21 protein-coding genes are annotated in these 18779 nt (G+C 68.7%); 6 read left to right on the top strand and 15 right to left on the bottom strand.

Annotated elements, in window-relative coordinates:
- Positions 1-20: 20 nt before the first annotated feature.
- The 6 genes from rpsS to rpsJ are packed head-to-tail and all read right to left on the bottom strand — an operon-like array spanning position 21 to position 3341.
- The gene (gene rpsS, locus FB381_RS04960; RefSeq protein WP_141779261.1) at positions 21-302 is read right to left on the bottom strand and encodes a 30S ribosomal protein S19; all 282 of its coding nucleotides are present in this window, start codon (positions 300-302) and stop codon (positions 21-23) included.
- A 3-nt stretch (positions 303-305) separates the two neighbouring features.
- On the bottom strand, positions 306-1142 hold the full coding sequence (gene rplB / locus FB381_RS04955; RefSeq protein WP_141779260.1) for a 50S ribosomal protein L2: 837 nt from the start codon (positions 1140-1142) through the stop codon (positions 306-308).
- 16 nt (positions 1143-1158) lie between these two features.
- Complete coding sequence (gene rplW / locus FB381_RS04950) at positions 1159-1455, bottom strand: 50S ribosomal protein L23 (RefSeq protein ID WP_141779259.1); 297 nt, start codon at positions 1453-1455, stop codon at positions 1159-1161.
- Positions 1452-2363: a 50S ribosomal protein L4, sunset domain variant gene (gene rplD / locus FB381_RS04945; protein WP_141779258.1), complete on the bottom strand. Its 912-nt coding sequence runs from the start codon at positions 2361-2363 to the stop codon at positions 1452-1454. Before rplD ends, rplW begins: the two co-directional genes overlap by 4 nt.
- Before the next feature lie 2 nt (positions 2364-2365).
- Entirely contained in the window at positions 2366-3022 is a 657-nt protein-coding gene (gene rplC, locus FB381_RS04940) for a 50S ribosomal protein L3 (RefSeq protein WP_141779257.1), read from the bottom strand.
- Positions 3023-3032: 10 nt separating this feature from the next.
- Positions 3033-3341: a 30S ribosomal protein S10 gene (gene rpsJ, locus FB381_RS04935; RefSeq protein ID WP_008360994.1), complete on the bottom strand. Its 309-nt coding sequence runs from the start codon at positions 3339-3341 to the stop codon at positions 3033-3035.
- Positions 3342-3766: 425 nt separating this feature from the next.
- Here rpsJ and FB381_RS04930 point away from each other — a divergent pair, with 425 nt between their 5' ends.
- The 5 genes from FB381_RS04930 (at position 3767) to FB381_RS04910 (ending at position 8975) form a co-directional block, all read left to right on the top strand.
- Positions 3767-4837, top strand: a complete 1071-nt coding sequence (locus tag FB381_RS04930; RefSeq protein ID WP_141779256.1) for a glycerophosphoryl diester phosphodiesterase membrane domain-containing protein — start codon at positions 3767-3769, stop codon at positions 4835-4837.
- Positions 4834-5448: a DUF4129 domain-containing protein gene (locus FB381_RS04925; RefSeq protein WP_141779255.1), complete on the top strand. Its 615-nt coding sequence runs from the start codon at positions 4834-4836 to the stop codon at positions 5446-5448. The genes FB381_RS04930 and FB381_RS04925 overlap by 4 nt, the downstream gene beginning before the upstream one ends.
- Positions 5445-6593 (top strand): DUF4350 domain-containing protein, encoded by a 1149-nt coding sequence (locus tag FB381_RS04920; RefSeq protein ID WP_141779254.1) that lies wholly within the window; start codon positions 5445-5447, stop codon positions 6591-6593. The genes FB381_RS04925 and FB381_RS04920 overlap by 4 nt, the downstream gene beginning before the upstream one ends.
- Complete coding sequence (locus FB381_RS04915) at positions 6590-7576, top strand: AAA family ATPase (protein WP_141779253.1); 987 nt, start codon at positions 6590-6592, stop codon at positions 7574-7576. The genes FB381_RS04920 and FB381_RS04915 overlap by 4 nt, the downstream gene beginning before the upstream one ends.
- 70 nt (positions 7577-7646) lie before the next feature.
- Complete coding sequence (locus FB381_RS04910; RefSeq protein ID WP_141779252.1) at positions 7647-8975, top strand: DUF58 domain-containing protein; 1329 nt, start codon at positions 7647-7649, stop codon at positions 8973-8975.
- A gap of 27 nt (positions 8976-9002) precedes the next feature.
- Here FB381_RS04910 and FB381_RS04905 read toward each other — a convergent pair whose 3' ends face one another.
- Entirely contained in the window at positions 9003-9998 is a 996-nt protein-coding gene (locus tag FB381_RS04905) for a stage II sporulation protein M (protein WP_141779251.1), read from the bottom strand.
- A gap of 23 nt (positions 9999-10021) precedes the next feature.
- On the opposite strand from FB381_RS04905, the gene FB381_RS04900 reads away from it, so the two are divergent.
- Positions 10022-10858, top strand: coding sequence for an RDD family protein (locus tag FB381_RS04900; protein WP_141779250.1), 837 nt, complete (start codon positions 10022-10024; stop codon positions 10856-10858).
- Here the strand turns inward: FB381_RS04900 and FB381_RS04895 are convergent.
- From FB381_RS04895 to FB381_RS04860, 8 genes are all read right to left on the bottom strand, one after another.
- A complete protein-coding gene (locus FB381_RS04895) occupies positions 10855-11469 on the bottom strand; it encodes a hypothetical protein (protein WP_141779249.1) in 615 nt (204 codons plus the stop codon). The genes FB381_RS04900 and FB381_RS04895 overlap by 4 nt on opposite strands.
- A gap of 57 nt (positions 11470-11526) precedes the next feature.
- Positions 11527-12264, bottom strand: a complete 738-nt coding sequence (gene trmB / locus FB381_RS04890) for a tRNA (guanosine(46)-N7)-methyltransferase TrmB (protein WP_141779248.1) — start codon at positions 12262-12264, stop codon at positions 11527-11529.
- Between the two features lie 173 nt (positions 12265-12437).
- Positions 12438-13631 (bottom strand): elongation factor Tu, encoded by a 1194-nt coding sequence (gene tuf / locus FB381_RS04885; protein ID WP_141779247.1) that lies wholly within the window; start codon positions 13629-13631, stop codon positions 12438-12440.
- An 84-nt stretch (positions 13632-13715) separates the two neighbouring features.
- Positions 13716-15830, bottom strand: coding sequence for an elongation factor G (gene fusA / locus FB381_RS04880; RefSeq protein WP_141779246.1), 2115 nt, complete (start codon positions 15828-15830; stop codon positions 13716-13718).
- Between the two features lie 84 nt (positions 15831-15914).
- On the bottom strand, positions 15915-16385 hold the full coding sequence (gene rpsG, locus FB381_RS04875; protein ID WP_141779245.1) for a 30S ribosomal protein S7: 471 nt from the start codon (positions 16383-16385) through the stop codon (positions 15915-15917).
- Between the two features lies 1 nt (position 16386).
- Positions 16387-16758 carry a 30S ribosomal protein S12 gene (rpsL, locus tag FB381_RS04870; protein WP_091052356.1) on the bottom strand — a complete coding sequence of 124 codons (372 nt, stop codon included), beginning with the start codon at positions 16756-16758 and terminating at the stop codon, positions 16387-16389.
- Between the two features lie 286 nt (positions 16759-17044).
- Positions 17045-18316, bottom strand: a complete 1272-nt coding sequence (locus FB381_RS04865) for an MFS transporter (RefSeq protein ID WP_141779244.1) — start codon at positions 18314-18316, stop codon at positions 17045-17047.
- Positions 18313-18774, bottom strand: coding sequence for a MarR family winged helix-turn-helix transcriptional regulator (locus tag FB381_RS04860; RefSeq protein ID WP_246087962.1), 462 nt, complete (start codon positions 18772-18774; stop codon positions 18313-18315). Before FB381_RS04860 ends, FB381_RS04865 begins: the two co-directional genes overlap by 4 nt.
- Positions 18775-18779: the final 5 nt, after the last annotated feature.

Below are 18779 nucleotides of genomic sequence, written 5' to 3'. Positions count from 1 at the left end.
GTGGGTTGGGCACCACCGCCTCAGCGGCGGCGGCCCTTCCGGTCGTCCTTCACGTGACCCTTGAACGTGCGGGTCGGGGCAAACTCGCCCAGCTTGTGCCCGACCATCGAGTCGGAGACGAACACCGGGACGTGCTTGCGACCGTCGTGCACCGCGATGGTGTGACCGATCATCTCGGGCACGATCATCGAGCGGCGCGACCAGGTCTTGATCACGTTGTGGCTGCCCTTGTCGTTCTCGGCGTCCACCTTCTTCTGAAGGTGGTCGTCGACGAAGGGGCCCTTCTTCAGGCTGCGAGGCATTGCTTACTTCCTACCCTTCCCGCTCTTACGGCGGCGGATGATCTGCGAGTCAGAGGCCTTGCGCTTGCGCGTGCGGCCCTCGGGCTTACCCCAGGGGCTGACCGGGTGACGGCCACCAGAGGTCTTACCCTCACCACCACCGTGCGGGTGGTCGACCGGGTTCATGACGACACCACGGACGGTCGGGCGAACGCCCTTCCACCGCATCCGGCCGGCCTTGCCCCAGTTGATGTTGGACTGCTCGGCGTTGCCGACCTCTCCAACGGTGGCGCGGCAGCGCACGTCGACGAAGCGCATCTCGCCCGAAGGCATACGCAGCGTGGCCTTGGAGCCCTCACGGGCGACCAGCTGGCCGCTCATGCCGGCGGAGCGGGCGATCTTCGCGCCGCCACCGGGACGCAGCTCAACATTGTGGATGGTCGTACCGACCGGGATGTTGCGCAGCGGGAGGTTGTTGCCGGGCTTGATGTCGGCACCCGGGCCGGACTCCACGACGGTGCCCTGGCTGACGCCGACCGGCGCGAGGATGTAGCGCTTCTCGCCATCGAAGTAGTGCAGCAGGGCGATACGGGCGGTGCGGTTGGGGTCGTACTCGATGTGAGCGACCTTGGCCGGCACGCCGTCCTTGTCGTAACGACGGAAGTCGATGATCCGGTAGGCGCGCTTGTGACCGCCACCCTGGTGACGCGTGGTGACGCGACCCTGGTTGTTGCGGCCACCCTTCTTGGGAAGGGGCTTGGTCAGCGACTTCTCCGGCGTGGTCCGAGTGATCTCGGCGAAGTCGGCCACCGACGAGCCACGACGGCCCGGGGTGGTCGGCTTGTACTTACGAATAGCCATGTTCAGTCAGTCCTTCTCACGCGCCGAAGATATCGATGCGGTCACCCTCGGCCAGGGACACGATCGCGCGCTTGGTGTCAGGGCGCTTGCCCATGCCGTACCGCGTACGACGGGCCTTGCCCTTGCGGTTGACCGTGTTGACCGAGGTCACCTTGACGTCGAACACCTTCTCGACCGCGATCTTGATCTCGGTCTTGTTCGCGTCGGGGCGAACGATGAAGGTGTACTTGTTCTGGTCGAGGAGGCCGTAGCTCTTCTCGGAGACCACCGGCGCGAGCAGGATGTCGCGGGGGTCGTAGTGCAGCGTGCTCACTTGTCGGCCTCCTTGTCAGAAGCAGCCTTCTTGCCGGCCTCGACGAAGCCAGCCGCAATGGCGTCCTCAGCGGACTTGAACCAGACCTCGGCCTTGGTCGCGTCGTACCAACGGCCGCCCGGGGCGTGGAACTTCTTGTCCTTGCCCTTGACGTTGCCCTTGATCGAGTAACCCTCGGGAGCGGAGCCGTCCTCGAGCGGCGCGACAGCACCCTCGGGAAGGTCCGACTCCGCGGCAGGCGCAGCAGCGGCGGCGGTCTTCTTGGTCTCGGCCTTCTTGACCTCACCAGCGGTGGCGGTCTCCTTGGCGGCGACGACCGGCTTGCCCGAGACGAAGATCTCGTAGGCCGGCTTGGAGAAGACAACGTCGTCGGAGACGAGGACGTCGTAGGTGTTGAGCTGGTCGGCCCAGAGCAGGTGCACCTCGGGGACGTTGCGCAGGCTCAGCGCGGCGACGGACTCGGAGCGGTCCAGGACGACCAGGAAACGCTTGGCGTCCGAGATCGACCGGAGGCCGGTCAGAGCGGTCTTCGTCGAGGGACCCTCGAGGGAGAACTCGACGACGTGGATCTGGCTGGCGCGAGCCCGGTCGGAGAGGGCACCGCGGAGGGCGGCAGCCTTCATCTTCTTGGGGGTGCGCTGGCTGTAGTCACGCGGCTGCGGGCCGTGGACGGTGCCACCACCGGCGAACTGCGGCGCACGGGTCGAACCCTGGCGGGCGCGGCCGGTGCCCTTCTGCTTGTAGGGCTTGCGGCCACCGCCGCGGACCTCGCCGCGGGTCTTGGTGGCGTGCGTGCCCTGGCGCGCAGCGGCCTGCTGCGCGACGACGACCTGGTGGATCAGCGGGATGTTGAGCTCAACATCGAAGATCTCAGCCGGGAAGTCGACCTTGACGGTCTTGATAGCCATGATCAGGCCTCCAGCTTCTTAGCAGCCGAGCGCAGGACCACGAGGCCACCCTTGGGGCCAGGAATGGCGCCCTTGACCAGGATGAGGCCCTTCTCGGTGTCGACGGCGTGCACGGTGAGGTTCTGGGTGGTGACGGTGTCAGTACCCATGTGACCGGCCATGCGGACGCCCTTGAACACGCGACCCGGGGTGGCGCAGGCGCCAATCGATCCCGGCTTGCGGTGGTTGCGGTGAGCACCGTGGGAGGCGCCGACACCGGAGAAGCCGTGACGCTTCATGGTGCCCGCGAAACCCTTACCCTTCGAGGTGCCCGTGACGTCGATGTCCTCGCCGGCGGCGAAGGTGTCGACGGGGAGCTCCTGGCCGGCGGCGTACGACGCGGCGTCAGCGGTGCGGATCTCGGCCAGGTGGCGGCGCGGCGTGGTGCCGGCCTTCTCGAACTGGCCGGCGCCCGGCTTGTTCACCTTGCGGCCGTCGATCTCGCCGAAGCCGATCTGGACGGCGTTGTAGCCGTCAGCCTCGGGGGTGCGGACCTGGGTCACGACGTTGGTGTTCGCCGCGATGACGGTCACGGGGACGACGATGTTGTTCTCGTCCCACAGCTGGGTCATGCCGAGCTTGGTGCCCAGGAGACCCTTCACGTTGCGTTCGATCGTCATGTCGTCAACCTCAGAGCTTGATCTCGATGTCGACACCAGCAGGCAGGTCGAGCCGCATGAGGGAGTCAACAGTCTTCGGGGTCGGGTCGATGATGTCGATGAGGCGCTTGTGGGTGCGCATCTCGAAGTGCTCGCGCGAGTCCTTGTACTTGTGCGGCGAGCGGATGACGCAGTACACGTTCTTCTCGGTCGGCAGCGGCACCGGGCCGGCGACCTTGGCACCCGTACGGGTGACCGTGTCCACGATCTTTCGCGCCGAGGTGTCGATCACCTCGTGGTCATAGGCCTTGAGCCTGATGCGGATCTTCTGTCCCGCCATCTGTCTCTCTCGTCCTTCTTGGTCAGCGTGCCGCGTGCTACAGGCGTCCTCCGGCTGAGTCGGCCCGGCTGCTCACTTCCGGCTCCGACCCCCGAGGTCGGGCGTGTCGTCATCACTGTCATAGAAAACAACAGCGGACAACGCCGAACCAACGACGAGTCGTTCACCATCAGCTTTACTGGAATCACGCCTTCGGGATGGGCACACGGCGACCACCGACCACATCCGGGCAGACTGATCAGTCTGCTCAGGTGACGCGATTCAGTAGTCAATGTGTGCGCACCCCAGCGCACATTCACTGGAGCAACCCGAGAATCTTGTCACGGCTACGCAGGTGGCTCCAAATCAACGGTGACCCTCGGGTCCCTTCTGAAAGGATGCCCCCATCCGAGCAATCGCCGGACGTCGCGACGAGGAGCATCAGCATGTCAGGAGCGTGGCCACCCCCGCCGGGTGAGCAACCTCAACAGGGTGCGGCGACCCCGCCGACCCCGACCCAGTTCGCGACCCCGCCGGCCTGGCCCCAACAGCTGCCACCGGCACACAAGCCGGGAGCCGTCCCGCTGCGTCCGCTGGGGCTCGGCGACATGCTCGACGGCGCCTTCCGGCTCGTACGCTTCAACCCCGGCGCCACGGTCGGCGCCTCCGTCCTCGTCGCGGCCGTGGCGATGGCCATCCCGCTGGTCGTGACCGGCACGATGACGTTCACCGGCGACAGCCTCAAGACCTTCGGGTCCGCGCTCGAGGACCCCGACTACCAACCCGGCGGTGCCGAGGTCGTCGGGATCGTGGCCGCGGTCGGGTCGCTGCTCGTGGGCATGATCCTGCAGGGCTTCGGCACCATCTTGGTCGCCGGGATGATCTCCCACGTCGCCCACGCGGCGGCGATCGGCAAGAAGCTCACCCTCACCCAGGCGTGGGCCGCCACCCACGGCAACCGCTGGCGGTTGATCGGGCTCGCGGTGCTGTTCGCCGGCGTCGCGCTGCTCGCCCTCGGGGTCGCGGTGGCGCTCATCGTGCTGGTGGCGGTCGTCCAGGACAGCCCGCTCCGGGCGATCCTGGCCGGTGTCCTCCTGGGGTTGCTGCTGTTCGTCGCCGCGGTCTTCGTCTCGGTGCGCTTCTACCTGCTCGCGGTGCCGTCGCTCATGCTCGAGCGCACCGGCGTCATCGGTGCGGTCCGGCGCGCCTGGCAGCTCTCGAAGGGCCAGTTCTGGCGGCTGCTCGGCATCGCTCTGCTCGCCTCGATCATCGCCGGGTTCGCCTCACAGATCATCGGCTTCCCGATCAGCATCATCGCCAGCGTGGTCAGCGTCGCGGTGCCCGACCTCTACTTCCTGGCGACGATCACCGGCAACGCCCTCGCCACCGTGGTGGCCGCCGCGATCGCGACCCCGTTCACCGGCGCGGTGACCAACCTGCAGTATCTCGACCAGCGCATCCGCAAGGAGTCCTACGAGGTCGAGCTGATGGAGCAGGCCGGGCTGTTGAGCAGATGATCCTCGCGCAACCCACTCCCCCGCTGACGCCCACGCCCGAGGAGGGCCGCTCCTGGCTGCGGCGCGAGCTGGCCGACCCCGAGTATCACGACCTCGACCTCGTCCAGCGGATCATGCGCTGGATCGAGCGCACCCTGTCCGGCGGGCTCCCGTCTGCGGGCGACATGCCGTGGGCCCAGACGGTCGCCGCGATGGTCGTCTTCGCGCTGCTCCTGGTCGGGATCGGGCTGCTCGTCTCCCGCGCCCGGCGCAGCCCCCGAGCCGCCCGCGACCGCAACGGCGACGTGCTCACCGACGAGTCGCTCTCTGCTGCTGCGCTCCGGCAGCGGGCCGAGGCGGCGTACGGTGCGGGCGATCATGGCACCGCGGTCGTCGAAGGCTTCCGCGCGCTCGCCAGGCGACAGGTCGAGCGTGGCCGGCTGGCCGACGACCCCGGGCTGACCGCTGCCGAGGTGGCGGCGAGCCTGGAGCGTGAGGTCGCTGCTGTGGACGGTCGGGCCGTACGCGCCGCGGAGCTGTTCGACGAGGTGCTCTACGGCGACCATCCGGCGACCCGGGAACAGGCCGAGGGCGTGCTCGCTCTCGAGCAGGAGCTGGCGGTGGCGCGATGAGTGCCGCGGCCGACGCCGAGGTGAGTGGCCCGACCACCGCCGAACAGGGCCGGTTCCGGCGGCACCGCCCGCTGCTGATCGTCGCGCTGGCGTTCGTGGTCGCGGTCGTGCTGGCGTACGTCGCGACCCCGAAGGGTGGTGACTCCTATGCCCCGCTCGACCCCGAGAGCCCTGACCCCGACGGAACCCGGGCGCTCGTCGAGGTGCTCGAGGAGCACGGTGTCGACGTCGAGATCGTCCGGTCCGCGAAGGCCCTCGACGACACCCGCATCGGGGCGGAGACGACCGTCTTCGTGACCGGCACCAATGCCCTCGGCGAGCGCACCGCCGATCGGCTCCGCGAGCGCGCGGGCGGCGTGGACGACCTCATCCTGGCGGCCCCCGAGCCCTACGTTTCGGCGATGCTCGACATCCCCTACCAGGTCGCTCAGACCTCTGACTCGGTCGAGGCCGACTGCGACGACCGCCGTTGGAAAGGGCTGAGCATCCAGGCAGACGAGATCGCTGCCTACGACGGCGGCTCGTGCTTCCCCCACCAGGACGGCGCGGTGCTCGCACCGGCCGACGACCTCACCGTATGGGGCGCGCCGCAGGTGCTGACCAACGAGCAGATCCTGCGCGCCGACAACGCCACGGTCGCGCTGCGGCTGCTCGGCGGCGCCGACCACCTGGTCTGGTACGTCCCCTCGCTCGACGACGTCGCTCCGGGCGAGGGCAGCTCCCCCGCGTCGCTGCTGCCGGACTGGATCCGCCCCGGCCTGTGGATCGTGGTGCTCACCGTGATCGCTCTCGCGCTCGCCCGCGGCCGACGGCTGGGTCCGCTGGCGGTCGAGCCGCTTCCGGTCCACGTGCGCGCCGGGGAGACGACCCGAAGCCTCGGCCGGCTCTACCGCCGCTCCGGCGATCGCTCGCACGCCGCCGCGACCCTGCGCCACGCCTCGCGCAGCCGCCTGACCCGTACGCTCCGCCTCGGTCGCGACGCCACGTCCGAGGCCGTCGTGCGCGCCGTCGCCCGTCGCACCGGCCGCGCCGAGGTCGACATCTCCGCGCTGCTCCTCGACGGGACGAGCCTCACCACCGACCATGACCTGATCACGCTGGCCAACGCGCTGGCCGCTCTCGAGGAAGAGGTAAGAAACCCATGACCCAGTCCGAGACGAGTCCGTCGGGCACGACACCGGGCGGCGCCCAGGAGCGGCTCACCGCGGTCCGGGCCGAGGTCGCCAAGGCCGTCGTCGGCCAGGATGCCGCGGTCTCCGGTCTGCTGGTGGCGCTGGTGTGCGGCGGCCACGTGCTGATGGAGGGCGTGCCCGGCACGGCGAAGACCTTGCTCGTGCGGGCCCTGTCGGCCGCGCTCTCCGTCGAGACCCGGCGGGTGCAGTTCACCCCCGACCTGATGCCCGGCGACATCACCGGCTCGATGGTGGTCGAGTCGTCCCACGGCTCCCTGACGTTCCGCGAAGGCCCGGTCTTCACCAACCTGCTCCTCGCCGACGAGATCAACCGCACCCCGCCGAAGACCCAGTCGGCGCTGCTCGAGGCGATGGAGGAGGGCCAGGTCTCGGTCGACGGGGTGACCCGGCCGCTGCCGAGCCCGTTCCTCGTCGCCGCGACCCAGAACCCGATCGAGTACGAAGGTGTCTACCCGCTCCCCGAGGCGCAGCTCGACCGCTTCCTGCTGAAGGTCGTGCTGCCGGTGCCCGCGCGCACCGACGAGGTCGAGATCCTCACCCGGCACGCCTCCGGCTTCGACCCGCGCGACGTCGCCGGCGCGGGCGTCACCGCGGTGGCGTCCGGAGCCGACATCGAGGCCGCGCGCCGGCTCGTCGGCGACGTGCAGGTCTCCGCCGAGGTCACCGGCTACATCGTCGACATCGCCCGAGCCACCCGGGAGTCTCCGTCGCTGTCGGCGGGCGTCTCGCCCCGCGGCGCCACCGCGCTGCTGCGCGCCGCCCGCGCCTGGGCGTGGTTGGCCGGACGCGACTTCGTCACCCCCGACGACGTGAAGTCCCTGGCTCACGCCACCCTCGCCCACCGCCTCGCCCTGCGTCCCGAGGCCGAGCTCGAGGGTGTCCAGGTCGGACAGGTGCTCTCCTCCGCCATCGGCGCCGTCCCCGTCCCCCGATGACCAGCCCCCGCCGAGACGTCACCCCTGCAGGTCGAGCGGTCACCACCCCCGATGCACCGGGGTGGCACTGATGGCGATCACCTGGCGGGTCCCGCTGCTGATGCTGGCCGGCATCGTGCCGGTCGTGCTGTGGCCGGCCGGCAGCACGGCCGCGGTCTGGATCCTGCTCGTCATCGTGCTCGTGCTGCTCGACGTGCTCATCGCGCCGAAGCCGGCGTCGTTGGAGATCCGGCGCACGCAGCTGGGCGGCATCCGGCTCGGTGATGAGGCGGCCTCCGAGCTGATCATCCGCTCCCCCGCCAGGTCGGTGCGAGCGCTGATCCGCGACGCCTGGCAGCCGACGGCCGGGGCCGGGTCGACCACCTCGGGCTCCGCCTCGGCCACCAATCGTCACCGGATCCGGCTCGGCCTCGGCGACAGCACCAGGCTGCGTACGCCACTACGACCGCGACGCCGCGGCGACCTGCACGCGCTGGGCGTGACGGTGCGGGCCTACGGACCGCTGGGGCTGGGCGCCCGCCAACGCACGCTCCAGGTGGAGGGAGCGGTGCGAGTGCTGCCCGCCTTCGAGTCGCGCAAGCATCTCCCCTCGCGACTCCAACGCCTGCGGGAGCTGGATGGACGGGCCGCGGTGCGGGTGCGCGGACAGGGCACGGAGTTCGACTCGCTGCGGGAGTATGTCCGAGGCGACGACGTACGCTCCATCGACTGGCGCACCACCGCGCGCTCTCGCACGGTCGTGGTGCGCACCTGGCAGCCGGAGCGCGACCGCCGGGTGGTGCTGGTGCTCGACACCTCCCGCACCTCGGCAGCCAGGGTCGAGGGCGCCGGCGGCGGGGTGCCGCGGCTCGACTCGGCCATGGACGCCGGCCTGCTGCTGGCCGCCATCGCCTCCCGGGCCGGCGACCGTATCGACTTCCTCGGCGGCGACCAGCGGGTGCGCTCCCGGCTGCGTCTCGCCGGCCAGCGCGACGTCACCCAGCGACTCCAGGAGACGATGGCCGACCTCGAGCCGGTGATCGCCGAGGCCGACTGGTCCACCCTCGCCGGCGCCGTCGCGGGTCTCGGCCGCCACCGCGCCCTCGTCGTCCTGCTGACACCTCTCGACCCGCACGCGATCGAGGAGTCGCTCCTCCCCGTGCTCCCGGTGCTGACCCAGCACCACCGCGTCGTCCTCGCCTCGGTCAGAGATCCAGAGCTCGAAGCCACCGCCGCCTCCCGCGACACCCTCGACGACGTCTACGCCGCTGCCGCCGCCGAGCAGACGCTGCGCCGCCGCGACCACACCGCCGCCATGCTCCGCGCCCTCGGGGTCGACATCGTCGACGCCGACGCCGAGTCCCTCCCGCCTGCCCTCGCCGACCACTACCTGCAGCTCAAGGCCACCGGTCAGCTCTGAGTTCGACTCACGAGGTCGGGCCTACGTCTACGACTGGGTGGCGACGCGGTCCTCCAGCAGGCGCTCGTCGATGTCGCCGGTCTCGCCGTGCGAGGCGGCGGCGCGGCCGACGATGAAGACGTAGGCGAGGAACGCGAGCTCGGCGAGGATGCCGATGCCGACGCGGGCCCAGGTGGGCAGGGGTGAGGGGGTGACGAAGGCTTCGATGATGCCGGAGATCAGCAGCACGACGATGAGGCCGAGGGCGATGCCGGCAGCCGTGCGTCCCTCGCGGGCCATCGACTGGCCACGGGTGAGCGGGCCGGGGTCGATCCACGACCAGAACAGTCGCAGGCCGACGGCTCCAGCGACGAAGACGGCGGTCAGCTCGAGCAGACCGTGGGGCAGGATCAGGCCCCAGAAGAGGCCGGCGCGGTCGTGACGATGCATCAGGGTGCCGAGCACCGCCAGGTTGGAGATGTTGCCGAACATCGAGTAGATCACCGGCAGCCCGAGCACGCCCAGCGCGATGCAGAGGAACGAGACCCAGACGTTGTTGAGCCATACCTGGGTGGCGAACGACGAGGCCGCGTGCTCGCTGTAATAGCCCTCGATGTCGTGCTCGACCAGTTGCTCGACCTGGTCGGGCGCGATCAGCGACTGCTCGACCTCGGGGTGCCCCAACAGCCACCAGATCATCACCGCGGTGGCGATCACGTTGGCTGCCATCATTCCCAGCCACCACCAGCGCAGCCGGTAGAGCGCTGCCGGGAAGCGGTGGGTGAAGAAGCGCAGGAAGCCCGACCAGGTGCTGGTGTGGGTGCCGGTCGTGCGGTTGCGGGCGGCCGCCAGCAGCACCGAGAGGTGCTGCACGACCGTCGGGTCGGGGGCGTTGCTGCGTACGACCGAGAGCTGGGTGCTCACCCGCTGGTAGAGCTCGACCAGCTCGTCGGCCTGGGCACCGTTCAGCCGGCGCTCGGCGAGCAATTGCTCGAGCCGGGTGCGGTCGGCCGAGGTCGAGGCCAGATACGCGTCGAGATCCACGCCCGCAGCGTACGCTGACGCCCATGTCTCCCGCGCCGCAATCGCCCGAGCGACGCCCCGAACGAGCGCTGCTCACCGATGACGACCTCGTCACCGGCGATGCGGTCGCGCTCGACCTTCCCGCGGCCGGGCTGGGCATGCGGCTGCTCTCGGGGCTGATCGACGTCATCGTCGTGCTGGTGCTGCTGGTCGTGACGTTGATCGTCTTCATGACCGCCGCGCCCGAGTCCGACGAGGCCCTCGCCTGGGCGGCCTACATCGCGGCCACCGCGACGGTGTTCCTCATCGTCCCGACGACGATCGAGACACTCACCCGAGGCCGCTCGCTCGGCCGGCTCGCCCTCGGGCTCCGCGTCGTGCGCGACGACGGCGGTGCCATCAGCTTCCACCATGCGTTCGTGCGCGCGCTGGTCGGCTACGTCGAGATCTACGGCACCGGCGGGGCCGCGGCGTTCCTGACCGCTATGATCCACCCGCGCGGCAAGCGCCTCGGCGACATCGCCGCCGGCACCTACGTCATCCGTGTCCGGGTCCCGCTGCGGCCGCCGATCCCGATCCAGATGCCGCCGGGCCTGGCCGCCTGGGCCGCTGGCGCCGACGTCGCGACCATCCCGGTCGGCCTGAGCCTGGCCGTGCGCCGGTTCCTCTCCGGCGAGGTCGGCACCTACACCGACCCCGTACGCCGCGCCGCGCTCGCCGAGCGGCTGGCGACCGAGGTGCAGACGTACGTCGCCCCCGGGCCGCCGCCAGGCACCCCGGCGGAGGCCTACCTGGCCGCCGTGCTCGCCACCCGACGCGACCGCGACGCCGCGCGACTGGCCCGCGACGAGCGCCTGCGGGCCCGCCTCACCGCGCGCTAACCGCGCAGTCGCTTGGTGCTCAACCCCGCGGCGTTCAGCTCGAGCGCGGCCAGCTCGGCCACGACGGCGGCGTCCCCGTCGCGCCAGGCCCGGACCGGGTCGTTGCTGATCTTCGCCAGCTCGTGCAACGGCCGGGTCGACATCGCCCGCAGCGCGACGAGGTCGGCGCCGGTGCCGGCCTCAAGGAAGCGTCGGGTCGAGGTCGCGGTGCGGATGAACCGCCACCGCAACGGAACGTAGACCAGCAGCCACATCACCACCGGGACCACCACGACGGCGACAGCGAACCCGAGCGCGATGGTGCCGACGGCCTCGACCTGCGACTCACCGGCCGCCGAGAGCCGGTCGGCGGCCCGTGCGGCGCCCTCGAACGGCGTCGAGAAACCGTCACTGACCAGCGGCAGGTCGTCCACCCTCCCAGCAGCTTCGAGCAGCCTCTCGGAGAGCGACCTGCCCGCCTCGTCCATCTTCTCGCCCGGCACCGCGAGCGCGGAGATCAGCTCGTGGACGAGCCGGCCGACCACGATCCACCCGACGATCCACGCCAGCGTCAACACGTCGGCGAGCACCTGGGCGATGCGGCGCGAGGGAATGTCGGCGTACAGCAGCATGTCACCGATCCTGACGCTTCACACCCCACAGATCGGTCACGACACGGGCAGCTCGGGTCAACGCCTCCGGTAGAGCAGGTCGGTGATGACCCGGTCCTTGGCGAGGCCCTTGCGCTCGAACTTGGTCACCGGGCGCTCCTCCCAGCGCTCGACCGCACCGCCGGTCAGCAGCGGCTCGGCATCGAGCACCTCGATCATCTGCTCGGCGTACTCGACCCAGTCGGTCGCCAGACGCCACACGCCGCCCGACTTCAGCCGCTCGGCGATCATCCTGGCATTCTCCGCCGTCACCAGGCGGCGCTTGTGGTGACGCGTCTTGTGCCACGGGTCGGGGAAGAACGTCCACACCTCGCTGACCGACTCCGGCGCGACGAGGTTCTCGAGCGTCCAGAGAGCGTCGACGCTGCAGAAACGTACGTTCGTCGCACCCGCCGCCCCTACCCGGGCCAGGCTCTCCGCGACACCGGGGCGCCAGACCTCGAGACCGAGGATGTCGTACGCAGGACGAGCCGCGGCGAGCACGGCGGTCGCCTCCCCCACTCCCCCACCGATGTCGACGATCAGCGGAGCCTTCTGTCCGTCTTCGCGGGAACCGAACCAGCTCTCCAGCGAGAAGCCCGGCTCGTCGACGGCCTCGTCAGGGATGACCCACTGTTCGGCGTACTCGTCCCAAGCCCGCTGCTGCTTGGTGTCCAGGCGGCTGCCGCGGCGGGTGTAGGTGAGGACCTCGCGTACGGTGCGGCCGTCCTCCAGGAGTTTTTGGTGGGGTCTTGCGGGGCGGGCTGGGTCTGTCACTTCTTCTTACCTTGGTCTTGTGGGGCGCCGACGCGGCGCAATACGGTCCTCACTTCGTTCCGGTCCGTTTGCGCCGAGTCAGCGCCTACCTGGTCCTCCGACCACAGCAAAGGGCCCCCTTCGCCTAGCGGCTCCGGGGACCCTTCACTGTGGATCAGATGATCAGTTGACGATCACTTGTTGATCTTCGTGACGCGACCCGCGCCGACGGTGCGACCGCCCTCACGGATAGCGAACTTCAGACCCTCGTCCATCGCGATGGGCTGGATGAGCTCGACCGACATCTCGGTGTTGTCACCCGGCATGACCATCTCGGTGCCCTCGGGGAGGGTCACGACGCCAGTCACGTCCGTGGTGCGGAAGTAGAACTGGGGACGGTAGTTGTTGAAGAACGGGGTGTGACGGCCACCCTCCTCCTTCGAGAGGATGTAGACAGAGCCCTCGAAGTTGGTGTGGGGGGTCGTGGTGCCCGGCTTGATGACAACCATGCCGCGCTCGACGTCCTCGCGCTTGGTGCCACGGAGGAGCAGACCGACGTTCTCACCGGCCTGGCCCTCGTCGAGCAGCTTGCGGAACATCTCGACACCGGTGACGGTCGACTTCTGCGAACCCTCGCGGATACCGACGATCTCGACCTCTTCGCCGACCTTGACGATGCCGCGCTCGATACGACCGGTGATGACGGTGCCACGACCGGTGATCGTGAAGACGTCCTCAACGGGCATCAGGAAGGGCTTCTCGGTCTCGCGAGCCGGGGTGGGGATGTAGTCGTCGACGGCCTGCATGAGCTCGGCGATCGAGTCCATCCACTTCTCCTCGCCCTGCAGGGCGGGGAAGGCGGCGACGCGGACGACCGGAAGGTCGTCACCCGGGAACTCGTACTCGCTGAGGAGCTCGCGCACCTCCATCTCGACGAGCTCGATGAGCTCCTCGTCGTCGACCATGTCGCACTTGTTGAGCGCGACGACGATCGAGGGCACGCCGACCTGGCGGGCCAGGAGCACGTGCTCCTTGGTCTGCGGCATCGGACCGTCGGTGGCGGCGACGACGAGGATCGCGCCGTCCATCTGGGCCGCACCGGTGATCATGTTCTTGACGTAGTCCGCGTGACCGGGGCAGTCGACGTGGGCGTAGTGACGCGCCTCGGTCTGGTACTCGATGTGAGCGATCGAGATCGTGATGCCTCGCTGGCGCTCCTCGGGGGCCTTGTCGATGGCGTCGAAGGGCGACTCATCGTTCAGCTCCGGGTGCTTCGCGTGCAGCACCTTCGAGATCGCCGCGGTAAGAGTGGTCTTACCGTGGTCGATGTGACCGATGGTGCCGATGTTGACGTGCGGCTTGTTCCGCTCGAACTTCGCCTTAGCCACTGTGGGCTCCTCCTGGTGTGATTTTCTTACTGACTCGTACTGAGTGTTGCAACTGCCGAAGTCCCTGGACGGGCGACCCGAAGGTCACTCGCCACGGGCCTTCTTGATGATCTCGTCGGCGACGTTCGTGGGAACCTCGGCGTACGAGTCGAACTCCATCGAGTACGACGCCTGACCACTGGTCTTGGACCGGAGGTCACCGACGTACCCGAACATCTCGGAAAGCGGGACGAGCGCGTTGACGACCATGTCGCCGTGACGCTCCTCCTGCGAGGAAACCTGACCGCGGCGGGAGTTGATGTCGCCGATCACGGTGCCCAGGAACGTGTCCGGGGTGGTGACCTCGACGGCGAACATCGGCTCCAGCAGCACGGCCTTCGCCATGCGGGCGGCCTCCTTGAAGGCCTGGTTGCCGGCGATCTTGAAGGCGAGCTCGGAGGAGTCGACGTCGTGGTAGGCGCCGTCCTCGAGCGAGACCTTCACGTCGACCATCGGGAAGCCGGCGAGGATGCCGAACTCCAGGGCCTCCTGCGCACCCTGGTCGACCGAAGGGATGTACTCCTTCGGCACGCGACCACCGGTGACGTTGTTGACGAACTCGTAGCCCACGCCCAGGCCGGTCTCGGGGTCGGTGTTCGGCTCGATCGACATGACGACCTTCGCGAACTGACCCGATCCACCGGTCTGCTTCTTGTGGGTGTAGGAGTGGCCGTCCACCTTGCGGCGGATGGTCTCGCGGTAGGCGACCTGCGGCTTGCCGACGGTCGCCTCGACCTTGAACTCGCGCTTCATCCGGTCGACGAAGACCTCCAGGTGGAGCTCGCCCATACCGGCGATGATCGTCTGGCCGGTCTGGTCGTCGGACTTGACCGTGAAGGTCGGGTCCTCTTCGGTCAGACGCTGGATCGCGGTGCCGAGCTTCTGCTGGTCGCTCTTCGTCTTCGGCTCGATGGCGACCTCGATCACCGGAGCCGGGAAGCTCATCGACTCCAGGACGACCGGGTTCGACGGGTCGCACAGCGTGTGACCGGTCTTGGTGTCCTTCAGGCCCATGACCGCGACGATCTGACCGGCACCCACCGACGCGATCTCCTCGCGCTTGTTGGCGTGCATCTGGTAGATCTTGCCGATCCGCTCCTTGCGGCCGTTGATCGGGTTGACCACGGTCGCACCCGCCTCGACCTTGCCGGAGTAGACGCGCAGGTAGAACAGCTTGCCGAGGTGCGGGTCGGAGGCGATCTTGAAGATCAGACCCGAGAAGGGCGCCTCCTCGGAGGGCTGCCGGGTGACCTCGACCTCTTCGTCCTTGACGTCGTGACCGACGATCGACTCGACGTCGATCGGCGAGGGCAGGAAGTCGATGATCGCGTCGAGCAGGGGCTGGACGCCCTTGTTCTTGAACGCGGTGCCGGTGAGGATCGGGTTGAGCTTGTCGGCCAGGGTCGCGCGACGGATGGCGGCCTTCAGGGTGGGAACGTCGAAGACGTCGCCCTCCTCGAGGTAGACCTCCATGATGTCGTCGTCGGCCTCGGCGAGGGTCTCGACGAGCTTCTCGCGCCACTCGGCGGCCTTGTCGGCCAGGTCGGCGGGGATCTCCTCGACGACGTAGTCCTCGCCCTGGGCGGTCTCGCCGCGCCAGGTCAGCGCGCGCATGCCGATCAGGTCGACGACACCGAGGAAGTCGGACTCGGCACCGATCGGCAGCTGCAGCACCAGCGGGTTGGCGTGCAGCTTGTCGACGATGGAGTCGACGACCATGTAGAAGTCGGCACCCGTGCGGTCGAGCTTGTTGATGAAGCACATCCGCGGGACGGCGTACTTGTTCGCCTGGCGCCACACGGTCTGCGACTGGGGCTCGACACCGGCAACGCCGTCGAAGACGGCGACGGCGCCGTCGAGGACGCGCAGCGAGCGCTCGACCTCGACGGTGAAGTCGACGTGCCCGGGGGTGTCGATGATGTTGATCTGGTGGTCCTTCCACCAGCAGGTCGTCGCGGCGGACGTGATCGTGATGCCGCGCTCCTGCTCCTGCTCCATCCAGTCCATCGTGGCTGCGCCTTCGTGGACCTCACCGATCTTGTAAGAGATACCGGTGTAGTACAGGATGCGCTCGGTGGTGGTGGTCTTACCAGCATCGATGTGCGCCATGATGCCGATGTTGCGGACTACATTGAGGTCCGTGGTGATGTCGACGGCCACTGTCTTCAGCGTTCCTTAAAGAGATTGTCTTCGGTCTGGATGGGGCGGGGCGCCCAGGTCATACCGTGCACGCCCCGCCGTACGTCACCAGCGGTAGTGCGCGAAGGCCTTGTTGGACTCGGCCATCTTGTGAGTGTCCTCGCGCTTCTTCACAGCGGCACCGAGGCCGTTGCTCGCGTCGAGGATCTCGTTCATCAGGCGCTCGGCCATCGTCTTCTCACGACGGTCCTGCGAGTAACCGACGAGCCAGCGCAGCGCGAGCGTGGTGCCGCGGGTGCCCTTGACCTCGATCGGAACCTGGTAGGTCGCGCCACCGACACGGCGGGACTTGACCTCGATCGCCGGCTTCACGTTGTCCATCGCACGCTTGAGGGTGACCACGGGGTCGGTGCCGGTCTTCTCACGGCAGCCCTCGAGGGCGGTGTAGACGATGCGCTGGGCAACCTGCTTCTTGCCGTCCTGGAGGACCTTGCTCACCAGCTGGGTGACCAGCTGGGAGCCGTAGACCGGGTCGACGACGAGCGGACGCTTGGGAGCGGGACCCTTACGAGGCATGTCACTTCTCCTTCTTCGCGCCGTAGCGCGAACGGGCCTGCTTGCGGTTCTTGACACCCTGGGTGTCGAGCGTGCCGCGAATGATCTTGTAACGAACACCGGGGAGGTCCTTCACACGACCGCCGCGGACGAGCACGATGGAGTGCTCCTGAAGGTTGTGGCCCACACCCGGGATGTAAGCGGTGACCTCGACGCCGGAGGAGAGGCGCACACGGGCGACCTTCCGGAGGGCGGAGTTCGGCTTCTTCGGGGTGGTGGTGTAGACGCGCGTGCAGACGCCACGGCGCTGCGGCGATCCCTTGAGGGCAGGCGTCTTCGACTTGGTCGCCTTGTCCTCGCGGCCCTTGCGGACCAGCTGGTTGATTGTGGGCACCTCGGTGGTTCCCCTTCTTTTCTTCTCTCACGACGTGACGCTCTGTCACGAAGGATCAAATGGTGTGCGTCCAGGTGGTGCGATACCAACTGGTCCCGCCTCGCCCCCGAGGTCGGGCGTGTCGCCCTGACCCCAACAACGTGAGGACGGATCTTGCGAACCGAATCCCTCAACTGAGGGCGCCGAGCCCGGTTTCGAGACCCATTCTCGAACTTGCTCCGGGCACGCGCAGCGGCCTGGTTGTCCCAGACACGCTTCAGAGGCTACCCGGCGGCTTGAGAGAGGGTCAAAACGGAACGCTCTGCGGCATTTGCCGCGGGCTCCGCTTGGGTCCCTGCCTGGGCCAGCCGCCCTGAAGTCGCACCAGAACGAGCACTCCCACCAGCGTACCGAACAGCACCATGGCGCCACTGGCGTACAAGGTCGCGCGGGCGCCGAAGTGCTCCCCGACGAGGCCGATCAGCGGGGCGCCCATCGGGGTGCCGCCCATGACGACGGTCATGTAGATCGCCATCACCCGGCCACGGAAGGCCGGAGCGGCCTCGGTCTGCATCGTGGCGTTGCACGTGTTGAGGGTGGTGATCGTGAAGAAGCCGAGGAACGGGCCGGCCAGGGCGAAGAGGGCGTACGTCGGCATCAGCCCGGAGACGATGAGCATGAGCCCGAAGCCCGTGGCGGCCAGCACGATCAGCCGCAGCGGGATCCGGGTGCGCCGCGCACCGAGCAGCGCGCCGGAGAGCGAGCCGATCGCCAGGACGGTGCCGAGCAGACCGAACTCGCTGGCGCCCTTGCCGAACTCCTCGGTCGCCATCAGGGCGGAGGTGATCGGGAAGTTCATCCCGAAGGTGCCGGCGAAGAAGACGATGACGAGCACCATCAGCATCTTGGGCTGCGTACGGATGTAGGCGATGCCCTCGCGCAGCATCCCTGGCCGCCGGGCGACAGGGTCGGGTGAGTGCAGCTCGGCGGTGTTCATCCGCTGCAGCTGCCCGATCACCGCCAGGTAGGAGACGGCGTTGATCAGGATCACCCAGCCGGTCGCCTGCGGCCCGCTGCCCAGCCAGCCGATCAGGAGCCCGGCCAGGGCCGGCCCCACCAGGCGGGCGAGGTTGAACGAGGCCGAGTTGAGCCCGACGGCGTTGGTGAGGTCGTCGGGGTGCACCATCTCCGAGACGAACGACTGCCTGCCCGGGCCGTCGAAGGCCGCTCCGACGCCGAAGAGGAACGCGATCACGTAGACCATCCACACCTGCGCGTGCCCGCTCACCGCCAGCACACCGAGAGCCAGTGCCATCAGCGCCATCCACCCCTGGGCGACCTGCAGGATGCGCCGCTTCGGGAAGCGGTCGGCGATCACCCCGGCATAGGGGCTGAGCAGCAGGATCGGCAGGAACTGCAGCCCGGTCGTGGCACCGAGTGCCGCTCCCCCGCCGCCAAGGCTCAGGACCAGCCAGTCCTGGGCGATGCGTTGCATCCAGGTGCCGACGTTGGAGACGACACTCCCGGCCAGGTAGAGGCGGTAGTTGTGGCTGCGCAGGGAACGGAATGTGGGGCTCAACTGGTGGCTATTCTCTCCATGATGGTGGCGGCAGTGCGGAGGGCGGCGAGCTCGTCGGCATCGATGTCGGCGAGCTGACGGGCGAGCCACGCATCGCGGCTCAACCGGTCCTTGCGTACGGTGCGGCGGCCCTTGTCGGTGATCGAGACCAAGACCTGGCGGCGGTCGGTCTCGCCCTGTCGGCGTGCGACGTAGCCGCCCTCCTCGAGGCAGTTGACCATCCGGGTCATGCTCGGAGGCTGGACCCGCTCGCGAGCGGCGAGGGCGCCGAGGGTCATCTCGTCGTTTGCGAACAGCGCCCCCAGCACCGCCATCGACCCCAGCGAGAGGTCGTTGTCGGGGTGGCGCTCGTTGGCCAGGCGGCGGCGCATCCGCATGACGGAGGTGCGCAGCGACGACGCGACCTCGGGGATGTCAGAGGTCGCGCCGGCGGCGATCGAGGACTGTGCGGTAGGCATGACGG

Source organism: Nocardioides albertanoniae (assembly GCF_006716315.1).
Taxonomy (GTDB): Bacteria; Actinomycetota; Actinomycetes; order Propionibacteriales; family Nocardioidaceae; genus Nocardioides; species Nocardioides albertanoniae.
This window is presented reverse-complemented; position numbering and strand designations above follow the sequence as displayed.

What these genes read in the sequence shown, in the direction of transcription:
- rpsS (WP_141779261.1), bottom strand. Translation starts at nt 302, where the DNA reads ATGCCTCGCAGCCTGAAGAAGGGCCCCTTCGTCGACGACCACCTTCAG.
- rplB (WP_141779260.1), bottom strand. Translation starts at nt 1,142, where the DNA reads ATGGCTATTCGTAAGTACAAGCCGACCACCCCGGGCCGTCGTGGCTCG.
- rplD (WP_141779258.1), bottom strand. Translation starts at nt 2,363, where the DNA reads ATGGCTATCAAGACCGTCAAGGTCGACTTCCCGGCTGAGATCTTCGAT.
- rplC (WP_141779257.1), bottom strand. Translation starts at nt 3,022, where the DNA reads ATGACGATCGAACGCAACGTGAAGGGTCTCCTGGGCACCAAGCTCGGC.
- rpsJ (WP_008360994.1), bottom strand. Translation starts at nt 3,341, where the DNA reads ATGGCGGGACAGAAGATCCGCATCAGGCTCAAGGCCTATGACCACGAG.
- FB381_RS04930 (WP_141779256.1), top strand. Translation starts at nt 3,767, where the DNA reads ATGTCAGGAGCGTGGCCACCCCCGCCGGGTGAGCAACCTCAACAGGGT.
- FB381_RS04925 (WP_141779255.1), top strand. Translation starts at nt 4,834, where the DNA reads ATGATCCTCGCGCAACCCACTCCCCCGCTGACGCCCACGCCCGAGGAG.
- FB381_RS04920 (WP_141779254.1), top strand. Translation starts at nt 5,445, where the DNA reads ATGAGTGCCGCGGCCGACGCCGAGGTGAGTGGCCCGACCACCGCCGAA.
- FB381_RS04915 (WP_141779253.1), top strand. Translation starts at nt 6,590, where the DNA reads ATGACCCAGTCCGAGACGAGTCCGTCGGGCACGACACCGGGCGGCGCC.
- FB381_RS04910 (WP_141779252.1), top strand. Translation starts at nt 7,647, where the DNA reads ATGGCGATCACCTGGCGGGTCCCGCTGCTGATGCTGGCCGGCATCGTG.
- FB381_RS04900 (WP_141779250.1), top strand. Translation starts at nt 10,022, where the DNA reads ATGTCTCCCGCGCCGCAATCGCCCGAGCGACGCCCCGAACGAGCGCTG.
- FB381_RS04895 (WP_141779249.1), bottom strand. Translation starts at nt 11,469, where the DNA reads ATGCTGCTGTACGCCGACATTCCCTCGCGCCGCATCGCCCAGGTGCTC.
- rpsG (WP_141779245.1), bottom strand. Translation starts at nt 16,385, where the DNA reads ATGCCTCGTAAGGGTCCCGCTCCCAAGCGTCCGCTCGTCGTCGACCCG.
- FB381_RS04860 (WP_246087962.1), bottom strand. Translation starts at nt 18,774, where the DNA reads ATGCCTACCGCACAGTCCTCGATCGCCGCCGGCGCGACCTCTGACATC.